13 protein-coding genes are annotated in these 14,696 nt (G+C 54.2%); all 13 read right to left on the reverse strand.

Features of this window, described 5'->3' with window-relative positions:
* Nucleotide 1 precedes the first annotated feature (1 nt).
* Complete coding sequence (locus DWV57_RS06675; protein WP_120020323.1) at nucleotides 2–2,602, reverse strand: TetM/TetW/TetO/TetS family tetracycline resistance ribosomal protection protein; 2,601 nt, start codon at nucleotides 2,600–2,602, stop codon at nucleotides 2–4.
* Nucleotides 2,603–2,833: 231 nt separating this feature from the next.
* Nucleotides 2,834–4,360, reverse strand: a complete 1,527-nt coding sequence (gpmI, locus tag DWV57_RS06680; protein WP_120020324.1) for a 2,3-bisphosphoglycerate-independent phosphoglycerate mutase — start codon at nucleotides 4,358–4,360, stop codon at nucleotides 2,834–2,836.
* Between the two features lie 97 nt (nucleotides 4,361–4,457).
* Nucleotides 4,458–5,228 (reverse strand): triose-phosphate isomerase, encoded by a 771-nt coding sequence (gene tpiA / locus DWV57_RS06685; RefSeq protein WP_005945612.1) that lies wholly within the window; start codon nucleotides 5,226–5,228, stop codon nucleotides 4,458–4,460.
* A 107-nt stretch (nucleotides 5,229–5,335) separates the two neighbouring features.
* The gene (locus DWV57_RS06690) at nucleotides 5,336–6,544 is read right to left on the reverse strand and encodes a phosphoglycerate kinase (protein ID WP_120020325.1); all 1,209 of its coding nucleotides are present in this window, start codon (nucleotides 6,542–6,544) and stop codon (nucleotides 5,336–5,338) included.
* A gap of 372 nt (nucleotides 6,545–6,916) precedes the next feature.
* Complete coding sequence (locus DWV57_RS06695; RefSeq protein ID WP_165853670.1) at nucleotides 6,917–7,183, reverse strand: Coenzyme F420 hydrogenase/dehydrogenase, beta subunit C-terminal domain; 267 nt, start codon at nucleotides 7,181–7,183, stop codon at nucleotides 6,917–6,919.
* A 639-nt stretch (nucleotides 7,184–7,822) separates the two neighbouring features.
* Nucleotides 7,823–8,662, reverse strand: coding sequence for a DUF6551 family protein (locus DWV57_RS06705; protein ID WP_120020326.1), 840 nt, complete (start codon nucleotides 8,660–8,662; stop codon nucleotides 7,823–7,825).
* On the reverse strand, nucleotides 8,659–9,606 hold the full coding sequence (locus DWV57_RS06710) for a hypothetical protein (protein ID WP_120020327.1): 948 nt from the start codon (nucleotides 9,604–9,606) through the stop codon (nucleotides 8,659–8,661). The genes DWV57_RS06705 and DWV57_RS06710 overlap by 4 nt, the downstream gene beginning before the upstream one ends.
* Before the next feature lie 10 nt (nucleotides 9,607–9,616).
* Nucleotides 9,617–9,976 carry a hypothetical protein gene (locus DWV57_RS06715; protein ID WP_118526173.1) on the reverse strand — a complete coding sequence of 120 codons (360 nt, stop codon included), beginning with the start codon at nucleotides 9,974–9,976 and terminating at the stop codon, nucleotides 9,617–9,619.
* Nucleotides 9,973–10,665, reverse strand: coding sequence for an integrase (locus DWV57_RS06720; RefSeq protein WP_118526175.1), 693 nt, complete (start codon nucleotides 10,663–10,665; stop codon nucleotides 9,973–9,975). The genes DWV57_RS06715 and DWV57_RS06720 overlap by 4 nt, the downstream gene beginning before the upstream one ends.
* Nucleotides 10,662–12,512, reverse strand: coding sequence for a recombinase family protein (locus DWV57_RS06725; protein ID WP_118526177.1), 1,851 nt, complete (start codon nucleotides 12,510–12,512; stop codon nucleotides 10,662–10,664). Before DWV57_RS06725 ends, DWV57_RS06720 begins: the two co-directional genes overlap by 4 nt.
* Before the next feature lie 5 nt (nucleotides 12,513–12,517).
* The gene (locus DWV57_RS06730; RefSeq protein ID WP_118526179.1) at nucleotides 12,518–13,216 is read right to left on the reverse strand and encodes a DNA recombinase; all 699 of its coding nucleotides are present in this window, start codon (nucleotides 13,214–13,216) and stop codon (nucleotides 12,518–12,520) included.
* Between the two features lie 123 nt (nucleotides 13,217–13,339).
* Nucleotides 13,340–13,765, reverse strand: coding sequence for a helix-turn-helix transcriptional regulator (locus tag DWV57_RS06735; protein WP_120020328.1), 426 nt, complete (start codon nucleotides 13,763–13,765; stop codon nucleotides 13,340–13,342).
* A 128-nt stretch (nucleotides 13,766–13,893) separates the two neighbouring features.
* Nucleotides 13,894–14,691, reverse strand: a complete 798-nt coding sequence (locus DWV57_RS06740) for a hypothetical protein (RefSeq protein WP_120020329.1) — start codon at nucleotides 14,689–14,691, stop codon at nucleotides 13,894–13,896.
* Nucleotides 14,692–14,696 lie beyond the last annotated feature (5 nt).

A 14,696-nucleotide genomic window follows, 5' to 3' on the forward strand; every position in this document is an offset into this window, starting at 1 on the left:
TTTATGCTTCCCCCTGCACCAGTTTGCGGATCTGCTTTTCCACGTTCTGCACTTCCTCATGGAACATGCGGGCGGAGACGCGCAGCGCGCCGTGGCCCAGAATGATGATCTGTTCCATGCCGTCGGAAGTAGCCACACGCACCCGCCGCCCCTTGCCGATCTCATGAGTAACGTGCTCGATGAACATATCGGCGGTTTCGGCTTCCTTGGTGTAGACCACATGGATATTATGGTACTGCTCAATGCTGCCGGGGCTACCCGGCACACGATAGGCATCGAATACAAGAATAAGATTGCACTTCTGGTAGCCCTGATAGTTGCACAGAATATCCATCAGCTTGTGGCGGGCCGCTTCCAGACTGTCCTTTGCAAGGGCGTTCAGCTCATCCCACGCAAAGATGATATTGTAGCCGTCCACCAGCAGATATTCGGGCAGGATTTCCCACTGCTGGGCATCAAAATCCGGGCGTTCCCGCTTTTGCACCGGGCGGAATGCCGCCAGCGGGTCCCGTTTGATGGGGCCATAGGTGCGCTCGAAGATTTTGAGCAGCTCGGCATCCTCTTCCAGTGTCGCGCGGTAAGCCGCTGTCCGGCGCTGGGGCACGGCCTGCGTCTCCTGCTCCGGGCTTTTGCTTTTGCCCCAGCCGCTGTCCACATGCATGTGGCTGCGCACCTGATCCCAAGGCACCACAAAGCCCGCGCCATGGGCGCAGAACACCGAATCTGCCGGGTTGTCAAGGTCGTGCTCCGGCTCGTAGCCCACAGCTTCAATGATCTCCGCCGCATTGTGGCAGGGCCGGTAGCCGTCCAGCGTCAGGGTCAGGTGTCCCCGGCCCCGGGTATAGCCCACCACCTCCATGGGGTAGCTGCGCATGGTGGCCACCGGTGCAAAACCGGTGAGCACAGCAGCCTCTTCCCCGCTCTCTGGCGGGTCAAAGCTGCCCTCCATGCGCTGGATATCGGTCATGGCACGGCCAAGGTTTTCCACCGGCACTTCCAGCCGAAAGGCATACCATGGCTCCAGCAGCTGGCTTTTGGCCAGCATCAGGCCCTGCCGCACCGCGCGATAGGTGGCCTGCCGGAAATCTCCGCCCTCCGTGTGTTTAAGATGGGCGCGGCCCGCAATGAGGGTGATCTTCACGTCCGTCAGCGGTGCACCGGTCAGCACGCCAAGGTGCTGCTTTTCTTCCAGATGGGTCAGCACAAGGCGCTGCCAGTTCTTGTCCAGCACTTCTTCCCGGCAGTCGGCGGCAAACTGCATCCCGCTGCCGCGGGGCAGGGGCTCCAGCTTGACATGCACCTCCGCATAGTGGCGCAGCGGCTCGTAGTGGCCCACGCCCTCCATAGGCTCCGTGATGGTCTCCTTGTACAGAATGCCGCCGGGGCCGAACTCCACGTTCAGGCCAAAACGCTCTGCCAGCAAACTGCGCAGCACTTCCAGCTGCACCTCGCCCATGAGCTGCACATGGATCTCGCCCAAAGTCTCGTTCCATACCACATGGAGCTGCGGCTCCTCTTCTTCCAGCCGGTGCAGCTTGCCCAGTGCCGCGTGCACATCAGCCCCCTCCGGCAGCAGCACCTGATAGCTCAGCACCGGTTCCAGAACCGGCACATCGCTGTCGCGTTCCGCGCCAAGGCCCTCGCCCGGGCGCGCCTTGGTCAGGCCGGTGACGGCGCACACCTGCCCCGGGCCGATGGCTTCCGCCAGCGTATACTTTACGCCGGAGTACAGCCGCAGCTGGTTTGCCTTTTCCTCCCACGGCTCACCATCTGCTTCGCCGGAGAGCTGGGCCTTTACCTTCAGTTCGCCGCCAGTCACGCGCAGCCATGTCAGGCGCGTGCCCTGCTCATCCTGCGACACCTTAAACACCTTGGCACCAAAGGCATCCAGCGTGGGAGCCGGACGGATATAGCGGTCAATCCCGTCCAGCAGAGCATCCACGCTTTCCAGTGCATCGTTTTCGGTACGCCGCAGCGCCGAACCGAACCAGCACGGGAACACATGCCGGCGTGCAACGGCCGGGATGATGTCCGCATCGGTCAACTGCCCGGCATCCAGCATCCGATCCATCAGTTTTTCGTCACACAGGGCCAGTGCTTCGTCCCGGTCGGCCTGCGGCACATCAAAGGCCACAAAGCCCTCGCCCAGACGGTGGTTCAGCTGGGCGAGCAGTTCTTTCCTGCTCTTGCCGGGCAGGTCCATCTTGTTCACGAACACAAAGGTGGGCACATGGTAGCGCCGCAGCAGCCGCCAGAGCGTCTCGGTGTGGCTCTGCACGCCGTCGGTGCCGCTTACCACCAGCACAGCATAGTCCAGTACCTGCAGGGTGCGCTCTGTCTCGGTAGAAAAATCCACATGTCCGGGGGTGTCCAACAATGTGATATCCGTATTGCCCGCCGTCAACAGGGCCTGCTTGGAAAAGATGGTGATGCCGCGCGCTTTTTCAAGCGTGTCGGTATCCAGAAAGGCATCCTTGTGATCCACGCGGCCCAGCTTGCGGATCGCGCCGGAGCGGTAGAGCATGGCTTCCGAAAGGGTGGTCTTGCCGGAGTCCACATGGGCAAGGATGCCCAGAACGATTTGTTTATGCGTTGTTTCCATCCGCTTCTCCTACAATCAAAAATTCATTTTTATTGTAGCACGGATGGGGAAAAAAGAAAAGTTTTTGATTTAGAATGGGGGTCGAAGCCCAAAAACGCAGTTTATCTTATCGGCTTTTCACGTGAAAAAACAGCTCTGGAAAATCCGCAGATTTTCCAGAGCTGTAAATATAAGAATAACAATTCCGCTATTCATAGCCAAAGCGAACGCGTCGGCTATTTTAATGGTCAGTTACTCCACGATGATGCTCTTGCCGGTCATTTCAGCAGGCACGGGCAGACCGATATACGGCAGCATGGTGGGAGCGATATCAGCAAGGCAGCCGCCCTCACGCAGCTTCACATCACCGCAGCCAACTGCCACAAAGGGCACCACGTTGGTGGTGTGTGCGGTGAAGGGGGTGCCGTCCGGGTTCATCATCTTCTCAGCGTTGCCGTGGTCGGCGGTGATGAAGGCGCAGCCGCCGGCCTTCAGCACAGCAGTGACCACCTGATCCACAGCAGTGTCAACGGCTTCCACGGCCTTGACCGCAGCATCGAACACGCCGGTGTGGCCCACCATATCGCAGTTTGCGAAGTTCAGGATCACCACATCGTACTTGCCGCTCTCGATGCGCTTGACGCACTCGGCAGCAACCTCGGGGGCGCTCATCTCAGGCTGCAGATCGTAGGTGGCGACCTTCGGGCTGGGGATCACGCAGCGGTCCTCGCCCTCGTAGGGAGCCTCCACGCCGCCGTTGAAGAAGAAGGTGACATGAGCGTACTTCTCGGTCTCGGCAATGCGCAGCTGAGTCTTGCCATTCTCGGACAGGTACTGGCCCAGAACGTTCTTCAGCTCCACAGGCGGATAGGCGACCTCGCAGTTGGGCATGGTGGCATCGTATTCAGCCATGCAGACATAGTTCACCTGCTTGCGGCCGCCGCGGCGCTCAAAGCCGGTGAACGCATCGTCGCAGAAGATACGGGTCATCTGGCGGGCACGGTCGGGACGGAAGTTCATGAAGATAACGGTGTCGCCGTCCTGCACGCGGCCGCCCTCACAGGTGACGCAGGGCAGAACGAACTCATCGGTCTTGTCTGCTGCATAGGAAGCCTCGATGGCCTCGGCAGCGTTGGCGGCATGATTGCCCTCGCCGTAGACAAAGGCAGCATATGCCTTCTCTTCACGATCCCAGTTGTTATCGCGGTCCATGGCGTAGTAACGGCCGGAGACGCTGGCGATCTTGCCGATGCCCAGCTCGTCCAGCTTAGCCTGCAGGTCGGCCAGGAAGCCCTTGCCGGAGTGCGGGTCAGTATCACGGCCATCGGTGATGCAGTGCAGGTAAACGTTCTTTGCACCCAGATGTTTTGCCATTTCCAGCACGCCGAACCAGTGGTCTGCGTGGCTGTGCACACCGCCGGTGCCCACCAGACCCATCAGATGGATGGCCTTGCCGGCATCGATGGCAGCCTTCATGTTCTTGACCAGAACCGGGTTCTGGAGCATCTCGCCGTCCTTGATGGACTTGGTAATGAGGGTGAGCTGCTGGTACACGATGCGGCCAGCGCCCATGTTGGTGTGGCCAACCTCAGAGTTGCCCATCTGGCCCTCGGGCAGACCGACGGCCATGCCGGAAGCGTTGATGGTGGTCATGGGATATTTTGCCATCAGAGCATCGAGGTGGGGTTTCTTTGCGGCGACCACGGCGTTGCCGAAGGTCTCCTCCGGCACCCAGCCGAAGCCATCCATGATGCACAGAAGAACAGGTTTCTTTGCCATAAAATTGAATCTCCTTTGAATTTAACAAATCAGCGCCCGGCACAGCGCTGGAAATGCGGCGCAGCCGGGCGCTGAAACAGCTGATTTAAACCGTCGATCAGCCCTTGGTGGCTGCATTGACGATCACTGCAAAGTCGGGAGCCTTCAGGGATGCGCCGCCGATCAGGCCGCCGTCCACATCCTTTTTGCTCAGCAGTTCCTCGCAGTTCTTGGCGTTCATACTGCCGCCGTACTGGACAGTGGTAGCCTCGGCAACTGCCTCGCCGTACACCTCGCCGATCACCTTGCGGATCTGGCCGCAGACTTCCTCAGCCTGATCGGCGGTAGCGGTCTTGCCGGTGCCGATGGCCCAGATGGGCTCGTAAGCGATCACGACATTTGCCATCTGCTCAGCGGTCACATCACGCAGAGCGATCTTGGTCTGCATACGCACCAGCTCTTCGGTCACGCCCTCTTCGCGCTGCTGCAGGCTCTCGCCCACGCAGATGATGACCTTCAGACCGGCGTTCAGAGCAGCCAGAGCGCGCTTGTTCACGGTCTGGTCGGTCTCGGCGAAGTACTGGCGGCGCTCAGAGTGGCCCACAATGACGTACTCCACGCCCAGATCCACCAGCATGTCAGCGCTGATCTCGCCGGTAAAAGCGCCGGACTTCTCGAAGTGAACATTCTCAGCACCCACATGGATGTTGGTGCCCTTGGTCTTTTCCACAGCGGTGACCAGATCGGTATACGGGGTGCAGATGACTACCTCGCAGCCTGCGTCCTGCACGGCGGGGACCAGCTCGTCCACCAGAACAGCAGCCTCGGAGGCAGTCTTGTTCATCTTCCAGTTGCCTGCAATGATAGCCTTACGCTTTGCCTTATCCATGATACTCTATCTCCTTTATTTACCTTCTATCGTGCAGAAAACTCTGCACAAACAAAAAGATGCGGCGGCGCTAAAGCCGCCGCACCCATTATGATGCCGGGATCAGATTATGCGTTCTGAATAACTGCGATGCCGGGCAGCTCCTTGCCCTCCAGATACTCCAGAGAAGCGCCGCCGCCGGTGGAGATGTGGGTCATCTTGTCGCCCAGACCCATCTGCTGCACAGCTGCTGCGCTGTCGCCGCCGCCGATCACGGTGGTAGCATCGCTCTCAGCCATAGCCTTAGCAACTGCCAGAGTGCCGGCTGCCAGAGTGGGGTTCTCGAACACACCCATGGGGCCGTTCCAGACAACGGTCTTGGATGCCTTGACGGCATCGGCAAACAGCTTCATGCTCTCGGGGCCGATGTCGCAGCCTTCCATGTCAGCCGGGATCGCGGTGACAGGAACAACCGTGGTCTCAACAGGAGCGTCGATGGGATCGGGGAAGTCCTTGATGCAGACAGCATCAACGGGCAGCAGCAGCTTCACGCCCTTCTCCTGAGCCTTGGCCATCATCTCCTTGCAGTAATCCAGCTTGGAATCGTCGCACAGGCTCTTGCCGACCTCGTAGCCCTGAGCCTTGACGAAGGTGTAAGCCATGCCGCCGCCGATGATCAGGGTATCGACCTTCTCCAGCAGGTTGGAGATAACATTCAGCTTGTCTGCGACCTTTGCGCCGCCCAGAATAGCGGTGAAGGGACGAACGGGATCGTTCACAGCGTTGCCCAGATACTTGATCTCCTTCTCCATCAGGTAGCCGACAGCGGTATCCTTGATGAAGTCGGTGACACCTGCAGTGGAGCAGTGTGCACGGTGGCAGCTGCCGAATGCATCGTCAACATATGCATCAGCCAGAGAAGCCAGTTCTTCGCTGAACTCGGGCATGTTCTTGGTCTCTTCCTTGCGGAAACGGGTGTTCTGCAGCAGAACGACATCGCCGTTGTTCATGGCAGCAACAGCAGCCTTTGCGTTCTCGCCGACAACATTGTCGTCATCTGCAAACACAACGGTCTTGCCCAGCTTTGCGCTCAGAGCCACAGCAACGGGTGCCAGGCTGAACTTTGCCTCGGGGCCGTTCTTGGGCTTGCCCAGATGGCTGCACAGGATGACCTTTGCGCCATCGTTGACCAGCTTCTGGATGGTGGGCAGAGCTGCATTGATGCGGTTCTCGTTGGTGATCACGCCGTCCTTCATCGGGACGTTGAAATCGCAACGGACAAGCACCTTCTTGCCGCAGTAGTTCTGATCGTCGATCGTCTTCTTACCTAAACCCATGGTAATAAACTCCTCTCAAGTTTTAATTTCTGAACTAGAGTTTCGCTCGCACTCGGGGGTCTTGCCCCGTTACTCTACTATTATAAACAAAAACCGTGCACATTGCAAGCTTGCAAGATAGATAATAGTTTAACAAACATTTGCCGCTGATGCACGGAAATGTGTGTATTTTGACCGAAAGCCGCAGCCTTACCGTGTTTTCCGGCAGAACATTCCGCAAATGCGGTCATACATTCCCCATATGAACTTCTGGTTCCGCTGATCCCGCTCAAAAATTGCTTCCACACCAGCATAGCCGCTCGCCTTATACTTCCTGAAAATTTTATTTCTCAGTCTGGTATGCTTCGTTGGCCGGTTCAGCTGCGTATTCTCCTAAGCAATGTTAGAAAATTCAACCGGATAGCTTTCTATCTTCGCACCGTATTTCTCGACAAGGTGTTGTCCGCGTTCCGTGTTTATCAGCAGGCAGGAAACGCCTTCTTTACTATTGATCGTTCCTCCCTGTTCCACCAGAAGCTGCGGATCATATTTCTGAACGCCCCAATAATCTCCAATGGTAATGTCGCCCACACGCTGTCTTTGTGCGTAAGGGCATCCTCCTGCATCGTAATGGCGCTTTTGGGACATACGCTGGAACAAGCACCGCATCCGCAGCATTCCTCTTTACTATTATATTTGGGATAATATAAGTACGAATATGTCCTGAACAGCTTATAGTGTTTAAAATCTTTCTTATATTCGTAATCAATGATCCTCGACTGATATCCTTCTTTTTTTCAAGTATGTCTGTAGCGCAAATGCCTGCAACGCCGAACCGTAATTGTATGAATTATGGAAAGTGATCGTTCCAATTTTATTGGTCTTCATTCCAACACCTCACGACTTTTTCCCATCTCTCCGGCAGCGTACCAGGATTGTTATTGATCGAAAAACATTTTATTTGGAGTCAGCGCAATCACTCCACCTCTCTACAATTCATAATATACCAATTTAATTATACTACGCTTTCCTGCTATCAGCAAGTTGATTTTCTCGTTGAAACTGTAGGATTTGTAGGATTACAATAGATGATAAAAAGAAAGACGAATGGGTCGTCCTGTGTTATAGTTAAGTTGATACACAAACCACACAGAAAGGACAACGCATTCGCCATGAATACTGTAACGCAAACCATGAAGTTCCGTCAATCCCTTTTAAGCTATGCAGAGAAGCACGAGGTAACACAGGCAGCAATCAAGTACAATGTGAATCCCCCATCTAAAAAAGCGTACTGTTACTTTACTCTTCCCCGAAGTCATCCTCGCCGCTCATCGCCTTCCCGCCATAGAGCGTTTTCAGCGAAAGGCGGAACTTGCTTTTCTTTTTGTATTCGATAATCATGGCTTCAGAATAGCCCAGCGCACCGGGGCGGCGTTCTTTTGCCGCACGGATGATTGCCTTCACCGACACTCGGCCCACATGGTCTTTGAACACATCGTCCCGGACAGTATCCCCATACGCCACAACGATGCGAGCAATGCCCATCAGGATGTTGCCAGAGAAGGAGTTGTTTTCTCCCTCCCATGTTGCCGCTGCCAGACGGAGCGTTCTGTCCAGAACAGCCTGTCCATATTTGTCATAGATGCGCTCCAGTGTAGAAACTGCACTGATACCGTTTTTTGCTTTGGTCGAGGTGATTGCCAGGCCATAGGACTGCACAATGGCCTCAATCATCTTCTGTTTGGGGTCATCTGCTTCAATATGCGCCTTGAAGGTCTCGAAAGAGGACAGCGCCTTGACATGCTTTTGCTGGTCGGCAAAGATATGGGCTTCCTCCTTATATTTCAGGTCATCGTAGATCATACACCACACCGGGGTATCACGGGAACCGGACTCACTGGCAATGATCTCGATGGTGTGCTGGCCGTCAAACACATAGTTGATGCCGTCGCGGCGGCTCACCTTGACCGGGTTGATCTGGTAGACGTCAAATTCTTCCAGTGCCTTACGGATATGATTTTCGGACAGCGGCCGCTGGTACTCCTGATTGGAAACCAGATTTCGGATGGGGATCAGCTCAAAGGACACATCCGGGATGCAGCGCTGCTGCGCTTGGGTCAGCATATCTTCTGCAATCATCTTTCAATTACCTCCAGCGTCTGCGTAATTTGTTCTTCCAGTCTGCGCAGGATCACAGCAAGCTGCGCCTTGGTCGGTTCGGACACCAAATCGATATCTGTCTTTGCCCGGGTTCGTGCGATGGCATTCATCCATGTGGGGATCGTCAGTGCCAGCCCACGGAATTCCATGTCCGGGTCAAACATCGGCATCTCCTTGATGCCCACCTCCAGTGGTGTGGTCTGCTTTTGCTGCGTCTTCCCGGATAGGCCGTCCGTTGATTGCTGCCTTGGCTTTCGCTGACGCATTTTCACATCTTCTTCTCTTAGCAGTTTTCTCCTGATATCAATTAGCTTTGTTTCGTCCATTTGTGCAAACTTCCGCATTTTTTCAAAGGAAACAACGATTTTGTTTTCAACAAGTGCCGTAAAAAAGGCTTCATCCTTTTCTGCAATCTCATCCAGAAATTTTGCCAGCATACCATACGACTCTACTGAATTATACGACATTGAAATCTGCACTGCTATTACTTTGGATATACGATCAACTGGAATGCTTACCAGCTGTCCTTCCTCTCCTTTTTTCTTGATTGCTAAATCCAGACTTTTTCTTCGTTCTTCTTTTCGTTTTGCGTGAATCCTTGTTTTCTCTGCGTTATACCATTTTCCTACAAGGTACTTATAAATCGTTTTGTCCGCAGAAGATTCCTTAACTCGCTTTTTGCATATCCAGATAATGGCATCCTCTCTGGAGACAAAATTCATTTCTACTGTTTTGTAGTCCATCTCTTCGTAACTGCAGATTTCATAACGCTTGTGTCCATCCAGAATGCAGCCGTGCCACACCACAATGGGCTCCCTGCAGCCTTCACGGAGCAGGCTATTCTCCAGCCTGTTTTCCTCCTCCAGAGATAGTGGAACGCTCAGCAGTCTGAACTCCGGGTCGATTTGCCAGACCTGTTTCATGTGTTCTCCCTCATTCCGCTTCCGTGATGGTTTCGATGTCGCTCATATCAAAGGCGGCTGCATTCTGTTCCTTCAGCAGCCTTCCGTGCAGCAGGCAGGAGTCCTGTGTTCCGACCTGCGGTGCCACCGTGCAGATACCGTCCAAAAGTACCTTGCTCTGGATACAGAAGGAATTATCCTCCCAGCACCGGACACGCAGCGCATCCGCTGTTGCCTCCCTTGCTGCCAGCACCACCAGCTTTTTGCTCTGCGGGTGGATGCCCAGCGACACGAACGCCGGATCTCCCATGGCCTTCAGCGTTGTGCGGTGGATGTAGATGCGGTTATACTTGGCACTGATGCGCAAGCCAAGCTCGTTGTCCTGTTTCATAAGGAATCACCCATACTTCCCTGCTGCTGCGGCTGTGCCTGCGGATGCACCTCGGTCTTTTTCCCGTTTACCGTGATGACCGTGTAATTATCAAAGGTCTTGACTGCCAGAGAACGGCGGCTCTCGGAATAGGTGGGGCCAAACTTGCCGCTCCACTGTTCCGCAAAAACGGATTGGCGACTGCTGACCTTCTTGCCATCCCGGTTGACCACCTTGGGGAAGCATTCACTGGATGTGAGGTCAAAGGCGATCAGGGCTTTTCCATTGGCCTGCACCATTTTGCCCAGCACCTTATACCGATAATCCGGATTCCAGTCCATGATCTCACACAGAGTCAGAACAAAAAGTTCTCCTGTCCGCTGGGAGGGATACCGCTTGCCGTCCTTTGTCCGACCCCAGCGGTATCCGGTGATCTCAATTTCATCGCAGGGTTTGAGCAGGAGCTTCTTCTCTTTTCGGTTGATGAGGATCTGCACATATTCCACATCCGGCATCAGGCGAACACAGGCGGTATTCACACCGATCTTGTCCACATTCACCGTCAATGCTGGTTCTTTGATGTGAGCGAAGAACTCCGGGCGGACGATCTCATATTCACTGAGGTCGATTTCTTCTTCACCTGTCATGGTCATCTGCGCTGCAACAGCTGCATCCGGCAGCAGGCTCATCTGTGCATTCTCTTCCATCATTTCTGTACGTCCTCCTCAAACAGTTCCCCCAGTTCTTCCTGAATGAAACTGCGCAATTCTTCATACGAGGTGACCTGAAGCTCCGTTCCGGTGCTGACCATCTGTCCGGCAAGCCGGGTCTGCCACTCCTGCCGGGTCAGATTCCGAAGCTCGATCATGCTCTTTTCTACATAATACCCATTGCCGACACCCTGCCCGAAGTCCCCCACTACGCCACGGATACGTTTGCCTTGCCGACAGATGTTCTGGCCGGTGGCATCCTCCACGGTGACCTCATTATCTTTGATGTACACGCTGGCGTTGGTTCCGGCATAGATGCAGGCGGCATCCTGCCCATCCCGGTAGATGCGGCCGTAGAGCTTATAGTTGTTGTCCTGATCCCAGCCGAAGATTTGATACAGGGTCTGGATATAGGCCTTGGCGGCTACCGAACGGGAACGGCGATAGCCCCGGACACCGTTTGCCCACTGGATGGCACAGCGGTTCTCCTTGGCGGTGGGGCGCACGGCGATTTCTTTCCGCAGCGGATGCACCAACAGTTCTACATAATTATCTTTCAGATCCATCTCCCGGATGGCTGCCACACTGAAAGCAATGCTATCCTTGTGAAGCATGATGGCAGGGACACTCTGGTCACTGAACAGTTTAAAGTCTGCCACCTCATATCCGGTCAGGTCGAAGGAGCCTTCCCGCACCTCTAGCCGCCTCTCATCTTCTGGGTTGCTGTCCACGCTCCGGCAAGCGGCGATGTAATCTTCCTTGGTGAAGCTGCCCCACTTGGGGTGAACGATGACAAAGCCTTTCAGCAGACCGTCCGGGATGACCTGCAGTTCCGGCAGCAGAGACGTACCGCCGAACCTGGCATTGTTCATGATGCGCTGGACTGCCAGAAAATCGTTCCGGTCGATGATGGCTTCATGGTCATCCCGGTAATGACTCTGGGGCTTTTCTCCCCGGTTCTTGAAGGACTTCTGGTCGTGAACATCTGCCGCAAACTTGGTGAACCGCTTGCGAGTCAGCACATCTCCGCAGTAACGCTCGTTCCGCATACTGGCTGCCACACCGGATGCCGTCCACTTCAGATTCCCCAGATACGTCCGCTTGCTCAGCTTCGTGAGGATGTCTGCGATCTGCTGGGTGGAATATCCGTACAGGTACATATAGAACATGAGCTTCGGGATCTTGTAAGTCTCCGGGTTGACAACGAGCTTGCCGTCCTCGTTCTTCACAAAACCCAGCAGTTCCGGGGTCAGAGGCAGGCCATGGTCCAGCCGCATCCGCAGGGAAGTTTCCATGCTCCGGCTGCGGGTACGGGATTCCTGCTCTGCAATGGTGGCCTGAAAAGACAGTGCCATGTGAGAATCATCGTTCAGGGAGTAGATTGCTTCCGACTCAAACAGCACGCCGATTTTCTTCTCAGACAGCTTGCGGATGATGCTCAGGCAGTCCACCACATTACGGGCAAAACGAGAAATATTTTTTACAATGATCAAGTCGATTTTTCCGGCATTCGCATTTGCCAGCATCTCATTAAACCCATCCCGATGCTGCATGGTAGTGCCGGATTTTCCTTCGTCTGCGTAGATCTTCACCAGCACCCACTGAGGATGCTGTGCCACCAGCTCTTCGTAATACTTCTGCTGCAGCTCAAAGGATGTGGTCTGCATGGGGTTGTCTGTGGAAACACGGGCGTAGATGGCGACTTGCTGATACTGGTCGGCTTTCACATGGTCGTTCTGCTCCTTCGCCGGGATGTACTCGTATTTATCCGGATCAATCGAGGCCTGCGAGATGCGCTGCCGCACCCGGTTCTGATTTTGGGCATTGGTCAGTTCTGTCTTTTCCACTCAGTTCACTCCATTGCATTCGTTTCTTCTTCAAGGCGCAGTTGCTCTGCCCGCTCCGGCATGGCAGGTTTCGGCAGGGTCGATAGCATCGGTTCATCCAGTTCATCCGCCGGGAGAGTCTGCCAGCCCTCCGGCAGCAGTCCTGTATCCCGCAGGTCAGCTTGGTAATACGATGCCAGTGTAAAAATGTCTTCAGAAATAAAGTAGATTCCCACAGGATGCTCCTGCGCCGCCAGCATCCGTGCCATAAAGGACATTTCTTTCCAATCACTGGACACATTGCTGACCTTTTGCGTCACGATGAGGTCCACCTTACCGGTGAAGCAATCCTCCAGCAGACGGCACCCCTCTTTGGAGTACTCCATGTGCGGGGCGGTCATTCCCCTATCCACATAGAAATCCACCAGTGTCCACTGCGGGCACAGGGCAATATCGTCCATATACTGCTGGATATGCTTTTCCAGATAGTTCTCATGTCGGGTCTGATTGAAATACCGGATGTACACCCCGATCTTATACGGCGTATATGGCATGGGATACTCATACGGGATACTGTCCAGCCACAGGCGGTGACGGGCAAGGGCCGCTTTCTTGGGATTCTCCTTGATGTGACGGCGCAGCACATTGGAGCCGCTTTGTGCAAGGGTAGATTCCTGCGGAGCTGGCTCTGCAAGCCGTGTTTCCATCTTTGTCACCTGATCCATATGTACTGCCTCCTGATGTGCTGAAAATGCACCGATTTACTGCTGATTCCTTTACCTATAATTCTATCTCTGTGCAGCTTTACACTCAAGGACACCCATGTCACTTTTGAGACATCTCACAGACTATTTTTTATTTGAGGACGCCTCAGTACCACTCAGCATTTTGGCAATGGTACTGATGGCATCACTTGCCTTCCGCAGATTCGATTTCGTCAGATTTGCAGCCAAGGCGTGTTCCAGCTCTCGACAGGCGCGTCCCACCTGTTCCTTCTCCTCTGACCACTGTGAAGCATCCACCTCCGCTTGCCCATTTACTCTTTTTACCAGAGCGCACTCAGGAAGATTCAAGGCCTTTTCCAAATCATATAGCGTTTGAACCGAAGGGATACACTTGCCCCTCTCAATGCGACCTACATGTTCTCTCGTGATTCCGGTGCACCACCCCAGTTCTTCCTGCGACCATCCATACTGCTGTCGGCATTTCTGAATAAAATCTCCCAATGTTTCGTTCTTTCCGACTTGCACCACCAATTTTTCATCTGATTTCATTTTTCTTCTTCCCTTCTGGATTTTTATCTATTTCAAGACTGCTCAAGACAGCCCAGAACCACCGGTTATTTTACATGCCTATCTAATCATGTAAGCTAAAATCCAACTTATGCCCATAAATCCGTTTTTCAAAAAATTTCAGATTTTTTTGAGCACACGCCAATCCGAAGAAACACTGGGTACAGATAACTCGCGCCAAAAGTTCCCAGCTTTTTGGGGCCGCTCACGCAGCCCTCTGATTCCTGAATCACTCTTGCCCGATGGAACGCTCTCATCACGGTTGCCCGCGTCACGCTCTTTTCCTTTCGATTGAAGAATATCTCTCCACCTTCTACAGTGTACTTCAGGGGCAAGCCTTTCTCCGTCACAAACGGATATCCGGCAAACGCCACGATCGCATCCCACAGACACTCCTCCGCATTCGGCGAATTGATTTCCCGCATAAGTCGCTCACAGACAGCAATTCTTCTCCGATAGACTCGTCTACGCTCGGCATTCAGTGGCAGCTCGGGCAAATTATAGTTTCCTTTTGTATATGGCAGATAGCCATGTACAGAAGCTCTTTTCAGCCCAGTCTGATCCATGATCTCCTGGATCGTACACCCTTGTTCGTACAGTTCCTGTACTTCTCGGCTGTGTTTCGTACTATAATATCCCGCAGTGATCAGCATCTTCCGAACCGTCAGAGGGGTCGTATCCAATGCCTTTGCGATTTCCCGGATACTTGGAGCTGCTTCTGAACGTTCCACTCGATCATCGAAAGGTTCACCGAAGAGATCGATTACCTTCTGCTGCAGTGCTTCGATTTCTTTCTCCCGGTCATAATCAGGCTTTTTCTTCGGTCGGCCGCGCTTCGCTTTTACGGTGTCGGTTGATTCACACAGTGCATCTTCTGACATCGGGCGCTTCGGGCCGAAGTCGTTCATTGGGT

The sequence above is a fragment of the Faecalibacterium sp. AF10-46 genome (assembly GCF_003604105.1).
GTDB lineage: Bacteria > Bacillota > Clostridia > Oscillospirales > Ruminococcaceae > Faecalibacterium > Faecalibacterium taiwanense.

What these genes read in the sequence shown, in the direction of transcription:
- DWV57_RS06675 (WP_120020323.1), bottom strand. Translation starts at nt 2,602, where the DNA reads ATGGAAACAACGCATAAACAAATCGTTCTGGGCATCCTTGCCCATGTG.
- gpmI (WP_120020324.1), bottom strand. Translation starts at nt 4,360, where the DNA reads ATGGCAAAGAAACCTGTTCTTCTGTGCATCATGGATGGCTTCGGCTGG.
- tpiA (WP_005945612.1), bottom strand. Translation starts at nt 5,228, where the DNA reads ATGGATAAGGCAAAGCGTAAGGCTATCATTGCAGGCAACTGGAAGATG.
- DWV57_RS06690 (WP_120020325.1), bottom strand. Translation starts at nt 6,544, where the DNA reads ATGGGTTTAGGTAAGAAGACGATCGACGATCAGAACTACTGCGGCAAG.
- DWV57_RS06705 (WP_120020326.1), bottom strand. Translation starts at nt 8,662, where the DNA reads ATGATTGCAGAAGATATGCTGACCCAAGCGCAGCAGCGCTGCATCCCG.
- DWV57_RS06710 (WP_120020327.1), bottom strand. Translation starts at nt 9,606, where the DNA reads ATGAAACAGGTCTGGCAAATCGACCCGGAGTTCAGACTGCTGAGCGTT.
- DWV57_RS06715 (WP_118526173.1), bottom strand. Translation starts at nt 9,976, where the DNA reads ATGAAACAGGACAACGAGCTTGGCTTGCGCATCAGTGCCAAGTATAAC.
- DWV57_RS06720 (WP_118526175.1), bottom strand. Translation starts at nt 10,665, where the DNA reads ATGATGGAAGAGAATGCACAGATGAGCCTGCTGCCGGATGCAGCTGTT.
- DWV57_RS06730 (WP_118526179.1), bottom strand. Translation starts at nt 13,216, where the DNA reads ATGGATCAGGTGACAAAGATGGAAACACGGCTTGCAGAGCCAGCTCCG.
- DWV57_RS06735 (WP_120020328.1), bottom strand. Translation starts at nt 13,765, where the DNA reads ATGAAATCAGATGAAAAATTGGTGGTGCAAGTCGGAAAGAACGAAACA.
- DWV57_RS06740 (WP_120020329.1), bottom strand. Translation starts at nt 14,691, where the DNA reads ATGAACGACTTCGGCCCGAAGCGCCCGATGTCAGAAGATGCACTGTGT.